Source organism: Streptomyces sp. NPDC001549 (assembly GCF_042894025.1).
GTDB classification, from domain to species: Bacteria; Actinomycetota; Actinomycetes; order Streptomycetales; family Streptomycetaceae; genus Streptomyces; species Streptomyces kutzneri.
Genome location: NZ_JBIAVJ010000036.1, coordinates 64,142 through 81,036 on the forward strand (window position 1 = coordinate 64,142; position 16,895 = coordinate 81,036).

10 protein-coding genes are annotated in these 16,895 nt (G+C 73.9%); 6 read left to right on the top strand and 4 right to left on the bottom strand.

Translation table 11 applies throughout. The annotated features are described in order from the left end of the window. The first annotated feature begins 121 nt into the window (after positions 1–121). Positions 122–2,338, top strand: coding sequence for an asparagine synthase-related protein (locus tag ACFY04_RS38930; RefSeq protein ID WP_389124833.1), 2,217 nt, complete (start codon positions 122–124; stop codon positions 2,336–2,338). A 109-nt stretch (positions 2,339–2,447) separates the two neighbouring features. Here ACFY04_RS38930 and ACFY04_RS38935 read toward each other — a convergent pair whose 3' ends face one another. After that, entirely contained in the window at positions 2,448–3,716 is a 1,269-nt protein-coding gene (locus ACFY04_RS38935; protein WP_389124836.1) for an MFS transporter, read from the bottom strand. A 138-nt stretch (positions 3,717–3,854) separates the two neighbouring features. Here ACFY04_RS38935 and ACFY04_RS38940 point away from each other — a divergent pair, with 138 nt between their 5' ends. Both ACFY04_RS38940 and ACFY04_RS38945 read left to right on the top strand, forming a co-directional pair. Next, positions 3,855–4,361 (top strand): MarR family winged helix-turn-helix transcriptional regulator, encoded by a 507-nt coding sequence (locus ACFY04_RS38940; RefSeq protein ID WP_389124839.1) that lies wholly within the window; start codon positions 3,855–3,857, stop codon positions 4,359–4,361. Positions 4,362–4,408: 47 nt separating this feature from the next. Continuing rightward, on the top strand, positions 4,409–7,801 hold the full coding sequence (locus ACFY04_RS38945; RefSeq protein ID WP_389124842.1) for a BTAD domain-containing putative transcriptional regulator: 3,393 nt from the start codon (positions 4,409–4,411) through the stop codon (positions 7,799–7,801). On the opposite strand, the gene ACFY04_RS38950 is transcribed toward ACFY04_RS38945, so the two are convergent. Both ACFY04_RS38950 and ACFY04_RS38955 read right to left on the bottom strand, forming a co-directional pair. Beyond that, positions 7,788–9,797, bottom strand: a complete 2,010-nt coding sequence (locus tag ACFY04_RS38950; protein ID WP_389124845.1) for a sigma-70 family RNA polymerase sigma factor — start codon at positions 9,795–9,797, stop codon at positions 7,788–7,790. The genes ACFY04_RS38945 and ACFY04_RS38950 overlap by 14 nt on opposite strands. Before the next feature lie 186 nt (positions 9,798–9,983). Further along, the gene (locus ACFY04_RS38955) at positions 9,984–10,757 is read right to left on the bottom strand and encodes a TetR/AcrR family transcriptional regulator (RefSeq protein WP_389124848.1); all 774 of its coding nucleotides are present in this window, start codon (positions 10,755–10,757) and stop codon (positions 9,984–9,986) included. 338 nt (positions 10,758–11,095) lie between these two features. Here ACFY04_RS38955 and ACFY04_RS38960 point away from each other — a divergent pair, with 338 nt between their 5' ends. Both ACFY04_RS38960 and ACFY04_RS38965 read left to right on the top strand, forming a co-directional pair. Further along, positions 11,096–12,514: an NAD(P)/FAD-dependent oxidoreductase gene (locus ACFY04_RS38960; RefSeq protein WP_389124851.1), complete on the top strand. Its 1,419-nt coding sequence runs from the start codon at positions 11,096–11,098 to the stop codon at positions 12,512–12,514. Positions 12,515–12,649: 135 nt separating this feature from the next. Next, entirely contained in the window at positions 12,650–14,476 is a 1,827-nt protein-coding gene (locus ACFY04_RS38965) for a SpoIIE family protein phosphatase (RefSeq protein WP_389124866.1), read from the top strand. Positions 14,477–14,570: 94 nt separating this feature from the next. On the opposite strand, the gene ACFY04_RS38970 is transcribed toward ACFY04_RS38965, so the two are convergent. Further along, entirely contained in the window at positions 14,571–15,872 is a 1,302-nt protein-coding gene (locus ACFY04_RS38970; RefSeq protein WP_389124854.1) for an MFS transporter, read from the bottom strand. Positions 15,873–15,997: 125 nt separating this feature from the next. On the opposite strand from ACFY04_RS38970, the gene ACFY04_RS38975 reads away from it, so the two are divergent. Beyond that, positions 15,998–16,534, top strand: a complete 537-nt coding sequence (locus tag ACFY04_RS38975) for a MarR family winged helix-turn-helix transcriptional regulator (RefSeq protein WP_030774675.1) — start codon at positions 15,998–16,000, stop codon at positions 16,532–16,534. The last annotated feature ends 361 nt before the right edge of the window (positions 16,535–16,895 follow it).

The window sequence follows — 16,895 nt, forward strand, 5'->3', positions numbered from 1 at the left end:
CTCGCACGCCTGTCCCGTGGCAGCATGGACCCCGAGCCACCCGGGGTCCCGCGGCCGCGCCCTCAGCGCTGTCCGTGCTGCCTGTGCCCCGGTCATGTGCCCACGGGCTGGGGAGGCGGCGGTGCGCTGGTTGGTGGGTTGGAGCAGTATCGCCGCGAGCTTCGGCACGGCCGGAAGGGTCTCCGGCCAGGGCTCCGGTCATGCCTCCGGCCAGGGGGGATACGGCCAGGGCGGCTACGGCGACGGCGGTGCGCCCCTGCGCGGCGGCCTCGCGGACGCCGCTCATCCGGACGACCCGGGCGCGGACGCGGAACGCACCGTCCACCCCGTCGGCGCACAGCTGCTCTGGGGCGACCCCGACCCCCTCTGGGCCGTCGGCGACTGGCGCCCCGACGAGATCCGCACGCTCACCGCCGACCCCGCCGACCCCTTCACCAGGCTCGCCGTCCTCGGCTGCTGCGGCGCGACCGACGCCGAACTGCGCCGCGCCCTCTACGCCGCCCGCGGCGGCGCGCTGCGCCACCTCACCCAGTGGTCCGGCAGCTACACCGCCGTCGTCCAGGCCGGCCGCCGCATCACCGTCGTCGGCGACCTCGCGGGCGCCCGGCCCGTCTTCTACACCCCCTGGGCGAGCGGCACGGCGTACGCCACCGCCGCCCTCCCGCTCGCCGACCTCATCGAGGCCCAGCTCGACATCGGCCATCTCGCCGCCCTGCTGGCCTGCCCGGACAGTCCCGAGGCGCTGGGCGACGGCACACCGTACGCCGGGGTCCGGCGCATCCCGCCCGGGCACGCGCTCATCCTGCGCGAGGGCTCCCGCGAGATCACCGGCTACGAGCAGGTCGCCTCGCTCGCCGTGGCCGCCCCCGAGGCCGATGCCGAGCGCGCGGTGGAGGGCGTACGGGAAGCGTTGGTGGATGCCGTGCGCGCCCGGCTCACAGCACCGCGGCATGCTCCCGACACGCTGCCGCCGTACGATCCCGGCCCCGTGCCCGGAATGGGCCCCGCCGACCGGCGCGCCGCCCGCGGCGCCCCGGCCCCCGGGGTGGGCGCCGACCTCTCCGGCGGCAGCGCCTCCGCGACGCTGGCGCTGCTGGCGGCCGGTCTGCCGGGGGCGCCGGGCACCCTGCTGAGTCCCGCCGGGGCGCGGCTGCTGGCCGTCACCTTCAACGACCTGGCCACCCCGCAGGGGCGCGAGGCCGAACTGGAACGGGCCAGAGCCATCGCGGCCGACCCGCGCCTGCACCACGTCGTGGTGGCCGCCGCCGCGGAAGCCCTCCCGTACGCCGAACTCGACGGCCCGCTCACCGACGAACCCGGCCCCTCGCTGGTCTTCGCCGCCCGCGAGCGGCGCCGGCTGGCCGCCGGCTCGGCCGACCACTTCACCGGCCACGGCGCCCGCCAGGTCCTCGACGCCCACCCGGCCCGCATGGCCGACCTCCTGATGGACCGCCGGCGGCGGCACCTGCTGCGCCCGGTGGCGGCACTGGCCCGTTCGGCCTCCGCCTCCGGAGCCGCCGGGGAGTCCCTGCTGGTCCCGCTCACCGTGTACTCGGCGGCCCGAAGACTTGCCCGTACGACGTACCGCGCGGGCATGGAAGCCGCCGCTGCCCGGCTCCGCGAGGGCGGGGTCACCGAGAGATCCTCCGGTCCGGTGGACGCTTCCCTCGCCGCCCTGACCTGGTCCCGCCCGGGACCGGCGGCGGGCTGGCTCACGGGGGAGGCACTGGCGGAAGTATCGATCCGCCTGACGGTCGCGGCCGGCCGCCCGCCGCTGTCGCTGCGGCCGGGGGAGGCCCGCGCCCGCTCGCTGCTCGCCCGCCACGCCGCCGACCACCGGGTCTTCGAGCAGGCCGTGGAGGTCCGCAGCCAGCGGCTGCACGCCCCCTTCCTGGACAACCAGGTCGTACGGGCCGCCCGCGCCCTGCCCGAGTCCCTGCGGGTCCAGCCCGGGGCCCGGGCCGCGATCCTGCGCAGCGTGCTGTCCTCGGCGGGGGTGCGCGAGTTCCCGCCGGGCTGGGGCGCCACGGACCGCGTGCCGAACGAGACGGCGACCCGGCTGGGGCTGCGCGCCGCGCTGAGCGACCTGCTGGACCTGTTCGCGTCGCCGTTGCTCGCGGACGCCGGGCTGATCGAGGCCCGGGTCGTGCGCCAGGCCCTGCTCGACGCGGCGGACGGGCGCCCGGTCCCGCTGGACGGGCTGGCGGAACTGGTCTCGATGGAGCTGTGGCTCGGCCGTCTGCTGGCCCGGCGCGGCACGTGCTGGACGGGTACCTCCACGGCGCGGCGCCGGGCGGTGCCGGAGGGAGTCCCCGTGCACCGCCCGGCGCTGTCCTGACGGACCTGTTCGCCGGAGGGCGCCGGGGGTCCCGGCTCGGCGGGTCAGGCTCGGTGGTCCCGGCTCCGGTGGTCCCGGCTCAGGCGGCCCGGGCTCAGGCGGCCTCTGCTCAGGCGGTGAGCACGAGAGCGGCCGCGATCGCCGGGCCGAATGCCCCGCCCAGCTGGTAGCAGAGGGCGAACAGGCCGATGGCCGTGGGGCGCTGGGAATCGGGGGCGCACGACGCGGCGTGCATCGACAGCACGGCGCTGGACCCGGTCGCCGCGAACGTCCCGCCCAGGGTGGCGACCAGCAGCAGGGGACCCCAGCTCGCGAACACCGCGATCGCCGCGGCCGACGCTCCGACCCCGACGAGCACCGCGCGGACGGCCGCCCGGCTCATGCGCGCCGAGGCCGTGGCCAGCAGCCAGGACAACGCGGATCCGGTGAGCAGTGCCACGAGTTGACCGGTGCCTGCGGTGGCGGCGTCCCAGCCCGCCCGGTCGGTGAGCAGCCGGGGCACGGAGAACAGCAGGGTGAAGTACGAGCCCGAGAGCGCGAGGGCGAGCAGCGCGGAGCCGAGGAAGAGGGGCTTGCGGATCAACGCGGCCGGGACGAATCCGTCGGGGCGCCGGCGGACGTGCAGTGCGAGCAGTGTGGCGGCGAGTGCCGAGGAGCCGAGGGCGGCGGCCGGCGCGTGGGGCAGCAGGACCAGGGCGGTGGCGAGCGCTGTCAGCAGCGCAGCGCCGCGGGCGTCGAACCTGTCCTGGGGTCGGGCCGCCGGGACTGCCGGGGCCGCCGCGTACCGGCTGACCATGGGTACCGCCAGGATCGCGAGCACGGATACCGAGAGCGAGAGCCGCCACGAGACGGCCTGGGAGAGCTGTGCCCCGAGGAGCGGGCCGGACGCGCCGAGGATGCCGAAGCCCGCGCTGATCACGCCCATCCGGCGGGCCGAGCCGGCCAGGCTCATGGCGACCGCCGCCAGACCGGCGCCGCCTGCAGCCTGCGTGGCCCGTCCGGCGAGGGTGAGCGGCAGCCAGGGGGACGCGGCGACGAGGAGGGTGCCGCCGACGAGGAGGGCGCCGGCCAGGCGGAGCGCTGCCCGCAGGCCCCGGCGGCGCAGCAGTCCGGCCAGGAGGGGGGTGGCGACGGCCATGGCCCAGGCGTAGGAGGCGACGAGCCAGCCGGCGGTCGAGGCGCTCACCCCGAGGGAGCGGGCCATCTCCGGAAGGATCAGCACGGGGGCGTTGGCCCCGGCAGCCATGGGGGTGGCCATCAGCGCCAGCCATAAGACGGGAACGGGGCCGACCCGGGGCGTGGTGCGGGGGGTGGCGGCGGTGGCGGCGGCTGTGGTGACCGCGGTGCCGGCGGCGGCGGCGGTGGTGGTGGTGGTCATGGGTGGCCCTCCGATCCATCTCAATGATGAGAATCTCAACGTTGAGATAAAAACACCCGGTCCTCTCAACGTCAAGTGTCTCAACGTTGAGATATTCTGATCGGGGTGTGAGGGACGCGAGCGAGGGAGGAACAGCGCATGAGCGACGCAGTGGACGCGGTCGTCGGCCAGTGGACGGCGGAGCGCCCGGATCTGGCCGCCGGTCTGTGGCCGGTGGAGGTGGTGGCCCGTATCCAGCGGATGAACCGCGTCATCGACAAGCAGCAGAAGGCCTTCGCGGCCGAGCACGACCTGGAGGTGGGCGAGCTCGACATCCTCTTCACCCTCTGCCGCTCCGGTCCCCCGTACGCGCTTACCGCTGGCGCCCTCATCCCGGCCGCCATGGTCACCTCCGGAGCGATCACCAACCGCATCGACCGCATGGAGGCCAAAGGCCTGGTCGAGCGGGTGAGGGACGGTCAGGACCGCCGCACGGTACGGATCAGGCTGACCGAACGGAGCCTCGCGCTGACGGAGTCGATGATCACCGAGTACCTGCGCCGCTACGCGGAGCTGCTCGCCCCGCTGGACCCCGCCGCCTGCGCCACGGTCGCCGAGGCCCTGCGCACGCTCCTGGAGGACAACGGGGACACCTCGATCACCTGAGGCCCGGCCGGGCGCCGCTGCCCCGACGGGCCAGGCAGAATTGCCCGGTGCGGTATCTCATCCTGGGTGTGACCGAGGCGCGCGACGAGAGCGGCGCCCTTCTCCCCGTGGGCGGCGCCCGGTTGCGTGCGCTCCTCGCCGCCCTCGCCCTCCGGGCCGGCCGTCCGGCCTCCGTCGCCGAACTCGTCGACGACGTCTGGGGCGACGACCCGCCCCAGGACGCGCCCGCCGCCCTCCAGGCCCTCGTCGCCCGGCTCCGCCGCGCCCTCGGCGGGCGCGACGCCGTCCACTCCGCCCCCACCGGCGGCTACCTCCTGGCCGCCGCCCGCGACGAGATCGACCTGCACCGTTTCGAGCGGCTGGCGGTCCAGGGCGGCCAGGAACTGGCCACCGACCCGGCCGCCGCCTCCCGCACCCTGCGTACCGCCCTCGCCCTCTGGCGCGGACCCGCCTTCGCCGACCTGCCCGAGCCCGCCCGCGCCGCCCATGCGGTCGTCGCCGAGGCCCGCCGCTCCGGCGCCCTCCGCCACCGCATCGAGGCGGACCTGCGCAGCGGCGCCACCGCCCCGGCCGCACTCCTGCCGGAGATCGAGACGCTGGTCCACGCGTCCCCGTACGACGAAACGCTCCGCGCGCAGCAGCTCCGCGCCCTGCGCGCCGCCGGCCGCCCCGCCGAGGCCCTCGCCGCGTACGAGCGCACGCGCCGCGCCCTCGCCGACGGCCTCGGCACCGACCCGGGCCCCGAACTCGCCGCCCTGCACGCGGAACTCCTCCCCCCGCAGGCTCTCCCCCCGCAGGCTCTCCCCCCGCAGGCTCTCCCCCCGCAGGCTCTCCCCCCGCAGGCTCTCCCCCCGCAGGCTCTCCCCCCGCAGGCTCTGCCCCCGCAGCCCCGGCCCGAGCTCTCCGACGACCCCGACGACCCCGAGGCTCCCGATGCTCCTGAGGCCCCCGACGCCCCCCGCGGGAACCTCCGCCCCCGCCTGACCTCCTTCGTCGGCCGTGAACCCGAACTGGCCGCCCTCCGCGGCGATCTGACCCGCCTGCGCCTCATCACCCTCACCGGCCCCGGTGGTTCGGGCAAGACCCGCCTCGCCGAGCACGCCGCCGCAGCCCACCCCGAAGCCGGCTGGATCGTCGAGCTCGCCCGCCTGGACCAGCCCGCCGCCGTTCCCGGCGCCGTCCTCAGCGCCCTCGGCCTGCGCGAGAGCTCCCTCGTCACCCGCGAGACCCCGACCCCGGCCGCCACCGACCCCACCACCCGCCTCGTCGAGCACTGCGCCCACCGCAGCCTGCTGCTCGTCCTCGACAACTGCGAGCACGTCATCGGCGCCGCCGCCGAGCTCGCCGAGCGGCTCCTCACGCACTGCCCCGGTGTGCGGATCCTGGCCACCAGCCGCGAACCCCTCGGTGTCCCGGGAGAGACGGTCCGCCCCGTCGAGCCGCTGCCGCCCGACCCCGCCCACCAGCTCTTCGCCGACCGTGGAGCCTCGGCCCGCCCCGGCTTCCGCCCCACCGACGACCCGGCCGCCGTGGCCGAGATCTGCGCCCGCCTCGACGGTCTGCCGCTCGCCATCGAGCTGGCCGCCGCCCGGCTGCGGCTGCTCACCCCGCGCCAGATCGCCGACCGCCTCGACGACCGCTTCCGCCTCCTGACCAGCGGCGCCCGTACCGTCCTGCCCCGCCAGCAGACCCTGCGCGCCGTGGTCGACTGGTCCTGGGACCTGCTCGACGAGGCCGAACGCACGGCCCTGCGCCGGCTGTCCGTCTTCGCCGGCGGCTGCGACCTCGCCGCCGCCGAGGCCGTCTGCGCCGACCCCGCGGACGTGGCCCCGTACGACCCCGCCGACGTCCTCGGCTCCCTCGTCGACAAGTCCCTGGTCCTGGCCGAACCGGACCAGGACCACACCGGTCACGGGGGCTCCGGCGGCCACGGCATGCGCTACCGCATGCTCGAAACCATCCACGAGTACGCCGCCGAGCGCGCCGCCGCCCACCCCGCCGACGCCCGGGCCACCGCCCGCCGCCACGCCGCCCACTACCTCGCCTTCGCCGAGGCAGCCGAACCCCTGATCCGCTCCGCCGCCCAGCTCCCCTGGATCCGGCGCGTCGAGACCGAGCTCGACAACCTCCGGGCCGCCCTCCACACCACCGTCGTCGAGACCGCCGACACCGAGGCCGGCGAGCGCCTCGTCTTCGCCCTCGGCTGGTTCTGGTGGCTGCGCAACTACCGCACCGAGGGCGCCGAGTGGACCACCCGGACCCTCGCCCTCACCCCCGAGGTTCCCCCCGAGGGCACACCCGCGTACTGGCGTTTCATGCGCCTGCTCGTCCTCGACATGTTCCTGCTCGCGGAGAGCAACTCCGCCGAGAAGTTCCGCACCTCCGACTACCGGGACCTCGCCACCCGTATCAAGGAAACCTTCCGGCAGGGCTCCCCGGAGACCACCCGCTTCCCCGGGATGCTCTGGCCCGCGACGACCTTCCTCACCGGCACCTCTCTCGATTTCCACGCCGACCTCGACCGGTCCGTCGCCAACTGCCGTGTCCACGCGGGGGAATGGGAACTCGGCATCGTCCTCATGCTCCGCGCCCACGTCGCCATCGACGTCACCGGTGGCCTCGCCGACGTCGACGCCGACCTGGCCGAGCTGCACGAGCTCGCCCATCGCGTCGGCGACCGCTGGACCCGTGCCCAGGTGGCGAGCGCCGCCGGTGAGGTCGCCCTCTCGCGCGGCCGGTACGCCGACGCCCGCATCGAGTACGAGGAGTGCCTGCGCCTCGCCCGCGAGGTCGGGGCCAGCGTCGAGGCGCCCTTCGCCATCGCCCGGATCGCCGAGACCGCCTACTGCGCGGGGGACCTCGACAATGCCGAGCAGCTGCTGGCGGAGGCCGACAAGGAGTCCGACCGGTACGGCGGGGTGTACGACGTCAGCACCTTCGCCCGGCTCCTCTCCGCCCTCGTCGCCCTCCAGCGCGGCGACGACGCCCGGGCGCGCGAGGAGTGCGACCGGGCCCGCGCCGAGGCCGAACGGTTCACCGTGCCCGCCCAGCTCACCGCCGGACTGGCCACCGTCGACGCCGTCCTCACCGGCCGCGAACAGGGCCCCGTGGCCGCTCTGGCCAGGATCGGGCCCGCCCTCGCAGCCGCCGTGGACGCCCGGTGCGCCGAGCGCGTCCTGGCCGGCATGGCCGAGGCGGCGGCCCTGCTGCTGGCCGACGCCGACCGGCCGGCCGAGGCCGTACGGGCCCTCGCCGCGGCCACCGCCTGGCGGGCGGGCCATCCGCGCTCGGTTCCGGAGAGCGGAGCCGTGGACGGCCTCCCGGAGCGGACCCGCGCCCTGCTCGGCCCGGACCGCTACAGCCGCGAGGAGGAGGCCGGCGCGGCCCTCACCCCGGCCGCCTTCGCCGCGACGCTGACCACGGCGTTCAGCGGCAGCTGAGCACGGCGTCGGCCCAGCTCGCCAGTGTCGGCAGGCTCCCCGGCCCGGCCTTCTCGACCACCAGCCGCAGCGTCTTGCGCCCCGCGAGGGAGACCTGCACGGCCGCGGGCGGATCCTCGTGCCCGAGGGCGGCGGACTGCCACACCCGCTCCCCGTCGGCGTATACGGAGAACCGCACCGAGCCGTCCGTGAACAGCGACAGGCCGTCCACCCCCGCCTGCGCCGAGAATCTCGTGCACTGCCGGTTGAGGGCGATCTCCACCGAGGACCGCGAGTTCACGGTGATGCCGTGCGCGAAGCGCCGGCCGCCCACCTCCAGCCCATGGCGCTGCCACACCCAGCCGCTGCGCCAGGTTTGCAGCTCCGGGCCGCTGTGGTCCCCGTAGACCGAGTGGGCGAGTCCGGCCAGCTGGAACCCCTGCGGCGGTTTCGGGGCCGGCGGCGGTGTCGGCTTCGGCGCGGGCCGCTCCGGGGACGGCGTGGGGGAGGCCTTCTCCCGGCTGGGGGAGGGCGACGGGGACGAGGACGGCGCGGGCCCGGGAGCGGCGGAGGCCGCGGCCGAGGGCGTCGCTCCGGGCCGCGGAGCTACGGAGCCCTGCGCTGCCGGCGGCTCCTGCGCGGGCGGATCCGGCTCGGCCGGGGCCGAGGCCGAGGCGGGAGCCTTCGGTACCGAAGGCGCCGAAGGCATCGCCGGTGCCGCCGGCGCCGCCACACTGGGCGCGGGCTTGGCCCGGGCCCGCGGCTCGGTGTCGTCCCCGGCCAGCGCGAACACCACCCCGGCGGCCGCGGCCACCGCGATCCCGGCGGCGACGGCGGCCTTGGCCGACAGCCCGAGCCCTTCGGCGGCCACGGACCCCCCGGCCCCGCCGCCCCCACCACCAGCACCGGCCGTGCCACCCGCGGCCCCGGCCGTCCCGGCCCCCGAGGTCGATGCACCGGCGGCTGCCGCGGCGGCCCCGGCCCCGCCCGCGGCGACGGCTCCACCGGCCAGCACCCCGGCGGCCTTGCCCGCGTACCCGGCGGCGAACCACCCGATGACCGCGACCGGAAGCAGCGCCGGAATGCCCGCGTTGACATCCTGGAGCTCCCCGGCGGCCAGCCGGCACTTCACGCACTCCTCCAGGTGCTTGCGCAGCCCCCGCTCCGCCCGCATCCGCAGCCCGCCCCGCGCATAGGCGCCCAGCCGGTCCGCGTACCGCGCGCAGTCGCCGCCCCCGCTCAACGCCGAACTCACATGGGCCTGCAGATACGCCTGCTTGAGCCCTTCCCGGGCCCGACTGGCCAGCACGGCGGTCGCGTTGGCGCTCAGCCCGAACAGCGGCGCGATCGCACTCGGTGACGCCTCCTCGACGGTGGTGTGCCACAGCACGGCCTGCCACCGCTCGGGCAGACTGCGGAAGGCCTGCATGGCCAGCGACTGCTCGGCCTCGTGCATCGCCCGGACGTCCGCGCCCAGTTCGAGCGTGTCGTCCCCGGACAGCCCGGACAGCCCGGACAGAGCGGCTCCGCCCTCCGTACCCGTGGAAGCCTGCTCGGCGAAGACGGCGAAGTCCTCGACCAGTTGCTCGCGCTTGGCGGTCTTCGCCCATGCCGCGGCGACCCTGCGCACGGTGGTCAGCAGATAGGCCCGCACCGACTGGTCCGGACCGGCACCGCCCCGTACCGCCTGCAGGGTCCGCGCGAACACCTCGGCGGTCAGGTCGTCGGCGGTGTGCGCGTCCCGGCAACAGGACCGCGCGTAGCGGCGCACGGAATCGGCGTGCCGGCGGAACAGTTCCTCGTACGCGCCGTCGTCACCGCCCCGCATCCGGGCGATCAAGTCCCCGTCGGACGGCGGCAGCCCGCCGCCGGTGCCTCCGGGTCCGGAAGAGCCCGAGGGGCGTGCGTGCCGCCCGCCCGGGTCGCGCTGCGCCGGCACCTGTCGGGCGGGCAGACTGCCCGCCCCCACCTCGCTGCCGCCACCACCGCGTGGCTCTTCCCGACCGTCAACGCTCATCGCGGAGGCTCCCGCACGACACACTCAACCGGTACACCGGCCAAGCGTGTCACACGGGGGATGGGCACCGAACCTCTCTTCGCGCCATCCACTCATCCGGGCACATTCCGGCGAATCGCCCTACCGGACCCGCACCGGCACCGGGACCTGCACCGGGACCTGCACCCGCACGGGTTACGGCCGAGGTCACACCGTCCGGGACCGCAGCCCTTCGAGCAGGATGTCGAGCAGCCGCGTCGAGGCCGCCGCCTGCTGCGCCGGGTCGGGCAGCGCGGGCGCCGCCGTCGCTATCACCAGCAGCACATCGGCCACCGTGACATCGGCACGCAGCTCACCGGCCTCCCGCGCCCGGCGCACCAGCCGGCCGACGACCTCCAGCAGCGCACCCGCACCCGAGTCGTCCGAGGGCTCGTTCTCGACGGAGCCGCGCGTGCCCACGACCCGCAGGTCGGGCGCGCCGGCGGCCGGCACGGCCTGCCGCTGGTGCGGAACCCGCGCGGCCTCCGCCTCCTCGGCCTCGTCCTCGACGGCCGAGCCGACCCGCAGGACCTGCGGCGGCAGCAGCCGCCCGGCGCCCGAGGCCACGGAGGTGCGCAGGAAGCGCGACAGCGCCTGCCACGGCTCCTCCTCCTGGCCCAGCGCGGCCTTGGCCTGCTCGGTCAGTCGCGCGGTCTCCTCCTCGGCTATGCGCCGCACGAGGACGTCCTTGCTCGGGAAGCGCCGGTACACGGTGCCGACACCGACCCGGGCGCGGCGAGCCACGTCCTCCATCGGAGCCCCGTAACCCAGCTCGCCGAAGACCTCACGGGCCGCCCGCAGAACGTGCTCGAGGTTGCGCTGGGCATCGACGCGCAGCGGCGTGGACCGGCCCACACCGTGCGTGGTGCCGCCCGCGATCCCGCGTCCGTTGCTCTCGACCGAGAGCGCGGTCGCAGAACCATGGAAATCGGAAATGTTCATATGTATCCCCCGGTAATCATTTGTCTCCCCCCGGAGACACTCCCCGCCTTCACGCCGAGGGGGCCACGGTCTCGGGCCCGGTCCTACTCCTCGACGAGATACGAACATAGTTGAGCCAGAGTCAATTCAGAAGAGGCAGCCCCGGACGGAGCACCGCCCGATCGGAGCATTCACCCCCACTTTTCCGATCCGTGCCTCCGGAATCTCGCATTCCGTGCGCCTTGACCTGCAGATTTTCGCCACAAGCTGACGTCCTCTTGCACCCCGCCCCAGCACTCACTCCGGTCACACAATTTGTCGGGCCTGTGGACAAACTCCCGGCCACGTTGCGTCATGGGATGGTGAAGGCTGCTAACTCACGGGGCACAGCCCCCGGTACCCCGCCCCGTACGCGCATCCTGATCGTCGGCGGCGGCTACGTCGGCATGTATACGGCGCTCCGCCTCCAGCGAAAGCTCAGAGCCGGCGAAGCCGAGGTCACGGTGGTCACCGCCGAGCCCTACATGACGTACCAGCCCTTCCTCCCGGAAGCGGCCGCGGGCGCGATCTCCCCCCGTCACGTCGTGGTCCCGCTGCGCCGCGTCCTCGGCAAGTGCCGCATCGTCATCGGCGAGGCCAAGCGCATCGACCACGCCAAACGGACCGTGACCGTCAGCACCCTCGCCACCGCCGACGAGGGCACCGGCCCCGTCGAGATGGAGTACGACGAACTCGTCCTCGCCCCGGGCTCCATCTCCCGCACCCTCCCCGTCCCGGGACTCGCCGACTACGGCATCGGATTCAAAACGGTCGAAGAAGCCATCGGCCTGCGCAACCACGTCATCGAACAGATGGACATCGCCTCCTCCACCCGCGATCCCGCCCTCCGCGACGCCGCCCTCACCTTCGTCTTCGTCGGCGGCGGCTTCGCGGGCGTCGAAGCCCTCGGCGAGCTGGAGGACATGGCCCGCTACGCGGCGCGGTACTACCACAACATCAAGCCCGAGGACATGAAATGGGTGCTCGTCGAAGCAAGTGACCGGATCCTCCCCGAGGTCGGCCCCGAGATGGGCATCTACACGGTCCGCGAACTGCGCCGGCGCAACATCGACGTACGCCTGGAGACCCGGCTCGAATCCTGCGAGAACCGCGTCGCCGTCCTCAGCGACGGCGCCCGCTTCCCCACCCGCACCGTCGTGTGGACCGCCGGCGTCAAACCGCACCCCATCCTGGCCGCCTCCGACCTCCCCAAGAACGAACACGGCCGCCTCGCCTGCACCTCCTTCCTCACCGTCGAAGGAGTCGAGCACGCCTGGGCCGCGGGCGACGCCGCCGCCGTCCCCGACATCACCGCCGGCGAGAAGGGCCGCGACTGCGCCCCCAACGCCCAGCACGCCGTCCGCCAGGCCAAGGTCCTCGCCGACAACCTCCTCGCCGCCCTCCGCGGCGAGGTCCTGACCGAGTACGCCCACAAGTACGCGGGCTCGGTCGCCTCGCTCGGCCTGCACCGCGGCGTCGCCCACATCTACGGCCGCAAGCTCAAGGCCTACCCGGCCTGGTTCATGCACCGCGCCTACCACCTCAGCCGCGTTCCCAGCTTCAACCGCAAAATGCGCGTCCTTGCCGAATGGACCCTCTCAGGCCTCTTCAAGCGTGAGATCGTCTCCCTGGGTTCCCTCGAACACCCCAGGGCAGAATTCGAACTGGCCGCAGGCGGCGGCCCCAAGCCACCTCCCCCGCCCCCCGCCCCCAACCCCCCGCAGAACGGCCAGGGCTGACGTTGTCAGTGCGGTCGGCCACACTGGACGTGTGACCATAGGTGCACTCACCCCTGCACAGAGTGACATCGTCCAGTCAGCGACCGCCCACGAGCGACACAGCGACCACTCGCGACACCACGAGGCTTGAACGCAGTGAACTTCACGCGCTGGAGCGCCCGGTTTCCCGGAACGCAGCGCCGCGCCGCCGCCCGGTCCGAACACGCCGCCGCCCAGGCCAAGCGAGGTGAAGGCGCGGTCCCGGCAGCCCGCGGCGGCCGCGCCGACCCCGGAGCCGAGCGATCCACGCCCGACGACGGCCAGCCCGCCGACCCCACGGTCTCCGGGACCGGAAGCGGCGGCGGCAGCGGCAGTGACGGCGGCACCGGCACGTCCCCGTCACCGTCACCGTCCCCGGCCGCGTCCCCGCCCCGGCGGACGGGCGTCCTCACCGCCGTGCCCTCCCTCGACGAGCTCTCCGTACGCGAGGTCCTCGGCCGGCTCCCGGCCCTGGTCGCCCTCGTCCACGGCCCCGAGCACCGCGTCGCCTACGTCAACGACGCCTACACCACCGGCTTCGGCGCCCGTACCCCCGGCGCCCCGGCCCACGAAGCCCTCCCCGAGCTCGGCGAGCTCGGCCTCCTCCCGCTCCTCGACCAGGTCCAGCGCAGCGGCAAGTCCCGTACCGCCAAGAACCGCACCGCACCGGGCGGCGGCAGCTCGTACACGGTCACCTGCACCCCCGTCGAGTTCCCCAAGTCCGACACCGACGGCGAGCCCGACCCCCACCACACCGGCGTCCTGATCCACCTCGCCGACGTCACCGACCACGCCGAAGCCGTCGAGCGCCTCCGCGCCAGCGAGCGCCGCCAGCGCGAGGCCGCCGTCACCCTCCAGCGCTCCCTCCTCCCCCAGGAACTGGAACAGCCCGACGACCTCCGCATCGCCGCCACCTACCAGCCCGGCGGCACCGAGGCCGCCGTCGGCGGCGACTGGTACGACGTCATCACCCTCGGCGCCGGCCGCACCGCCCTCGTCATCGGCGACGTCATGGGCCGCGGCGTCCGCGCCGCCGCCGTCATGGGCCAGCTGCGCACGGCCGTCCGTGCCTATGCCCGCCTCGACCTGCCCCCGCACGAGGTGCTCCAGCTGCTCGACGGCCTCGCCGCCGAGATCGACGCCAGCCAGATCGCCACCTGTGTCTACGCCGTCCACGACCCCAACGAGGGCCTGCTCGCGTACGCCTCCGCCGGCCACCTCCCGATCCTGGTCCGCGACGAGGACGGCACCGTACGCAGAGCCGCCGACCCCACCGGCCCACCGCTCGGCACCGGCGGCTGGCTGCACACCTCGGGCACCATCGCCCTAGGCCCCGGCTCCACCGCCGTCCTCTACACCGACGGCCTGGTCGAACGCCGCGGCGAGGACATCGACGAGGGCGTCGCCGCCCTCGAACGCGCCCTCTCCGGCGCCCAGGGCACCCCGGCCGTCATCTGCGACCGCCTGATGCGCGCCCTCGGCGTGGACGCCGACCACGACGACGACGTCGCCGTGATGGTCCTCCAGCAGCCTGCCCGCACCGGATCGGACGCCGAGCTCTTCCACAACGCCGCCCTGGAACTCCTCGGCGGCATCGAGGCGGCCCCGCGCGCCCGGGCCTTCGCCCAGGGCGTCCTCGCCTCCTGGCGGTTCCCCGTCGAGCTCTGCGACCTCGGCGTCCTGGCCGCCAGCGAGCTCGTTGCGAACTCCCTCCAGCACGGCACCCCGCCCATGCGCCTACGGCTGCGCCGCACCGACCGCCGGCTGATCATCGAGGTCACCGACGGGGACGACCACCTCCCGCGCCGCCGCCGCGCCGAACCGGCCGACGAGACCGGCCGCGGCATCTCGATCGTCGCGACCATCGCCTCCTCCTGGGGATCCCGCCGCACCCCGGGCGGCGGCAAGGCCGTCTGGTGCGAGTTCGCCCTGCCGGACAAGTAGCCGGACAGCAGGAAGCGGGAAGCAGGAAGGCCCCGATCCACCCGGACCGGGGCCTTCCTGCTTCCCGCACATATATACGTACGGCCATCCGTCCCTACGCGTGCACGTGCTCCACGACGACGTCCTCGACGGCAGCCTCGGCGACGGGGCCACCCTGCGCCACGACCCGGCTCGCCACCCACGGGTTGTCCTGCATCGGGCTCAGCCGCCTGCCGAGCCGCAGCGCGAGAGCGGCGATCCCGAGCGACACGAGCACGAAGACCCCGATGTAGAGCATCGGAACCCCCGCACCGAGCGGCACCCCGAGCGGCCCCAGCGCCAGAGCCATCTGCTTGACCAGCGCGAAGGCCGAGTTGTACTGGCCCACCGAGCCCTCGGGCGCCAGGTCGGCCACCAGCGGCGCCAGGGTCGGCGACAGCATGGCCTCGCCGATGCCGAAGAGCGCGTACGTGGTGATGAACGCGGCGGCGGCCATCATGGCGCTGCCGTGCCCCAGCCCCGAGAACCCGGCGATGAGCCACGCCACGGTCCAGATCAGCCCGACGAGCGCGATCACCCGCGACCGGCGGCGCTTCTCGACCAGCTTGAGCACGACGAACTGCGCGACGACGATCGCACCGGTGTTGGCCGCGAGCGCGAAGCCGAGGGTGGAGGGGGAGATCCCGGCGGCCTCGGTACCGAAGGCGGCCAGACCCGACTCGAACTGTCCGTAGCAGGCGAAGAACACCACGAAGCCCAGCACGCACAGCTGCACCATGGCCTTGTGCCGGAGCAGCCGCTTCCAGCCGCTGCCGCCCGCCTGGGACGGGTCCTTCGGCATGGCGTCCTTGATGCTCGGCACGTGCGGCAGCCGCACGCTGAGAATGACCCCCGCCAGCACCAGGAACATCACGGCCTCGATGCCGAACAGCAGGGTGAAGCTGCCGGGCCGGCTCTCGTCGACGATCTGGCCACCGAGCAGACCGCCGATGCCCAGACCCAGGTTCTGCATGAAGAACTGCAGGGCGAAGGCACGGGTCCGGGTGGACGGCGTGGAGCACCACACGATCATCGTGGCCAGCGCGGGCTGCATCACGGCCTGCCCGGCGCCGAGCGCCAGGGCGGACAGGAGGATCCCCGCGATGCCGGTGGAGAGCCCGAGGGAGAGCGCACCGACCGAGGCGGTGACGGCCGCCCCGATGACCACGGGCACCGGACCACGTCGGTCGATGACCCGACCGGTGAAGGGCAGCGCGACGAGAGCGCCCAGGGCGAAGGCCACGAACGCGCACGTGGCGGCCATGGAACCCAGATCTCGCACCTGCGCCACATAGATGTAGAGGAACGGAACCGTGAAGCCGATGCCGAACGCGGTCAGCGCGTTCCCGGCCTGGATCCGCCGCATCGCAGCGCCCATCACCCTGGTCACTTCTCACCTGCCTTTGAGACCTGAAGCCTGAAGACTTCATAGCTAAACTTCAAGCCTTAACAGTACACACCGAAGGAGTTAGACGCCAACGAGCTCGTGCGATACTTCGATCCATGGGTGACACCCCCGACGGCACTGCGCCCGTCCACGAGCCGAGCCTCGACGAACAGATCGCGGTCTATCAGCGCGAGTTCCAGGACCTGGACCCCCAGGTCGAGAAGGTCGTCTCGGCACTGAGCCGCCTGAACCGCCGCATGAACGTCGCGTACGGCCGCCAGACAGCGGCCCTGGGCATCAGCAACGCGGAGTGGGAGGTCCTCAAGGCCCTCGTCATCTCCGGCGCCCCCTACCGGATGGGCCCGAGCGAACTGGCGAAGCAGCTGGGCCTCACGCCGGCCGCGATGACCCACCGGATCGACCGCATGACCGCGGAGGGCCTGGTCACCCGCGAGCGGGACGAGTCCAACCGGGTCCGCGTGATCGTGGAGCTCACCGACGAGGGCCGCAGCAAGTGGCTGGACGCGATGCGCGCGGCCACGGTCTTCGAGGAGGACCTCCTCCAGGACCTCTCCACCGCGGAGCGCGGGGTGCTCGGCGACATGCTCGCCCGCCTGCTGGACCGCGTGGAAGACCTCCAGTCACCCAGCTGACCACCGGGGTTGACACGAGCCCCGTGGATCCGTAAGGTTCTTCGAGTTGTCCCAGAGCCGGAAGGTTTTGGCGACAACGAATCCCGCCGCCTCGTTGCGGCACCCAACTCAGCACGATCTCCCACTGGGAACGAATTCGGCATGCCCGAATTCCTTTCCGAAGGCCGATTATGAATCGCCGGGGAAATCCACTAGAGTTCGGGAGTCGGAAGGGCCCAACAGCCCGGAAGGCAAACCCCGCTGACTGGGGGTCAGGCCCGAAAGGATCTGATAGAGTCGGAAACGCAAGAACAGAACGAAAGCCCGGAGGAAAGCCCGAGAGGGTGAGTACAAAGGAAGCGTCCGTTCCTTGAGAACTCAA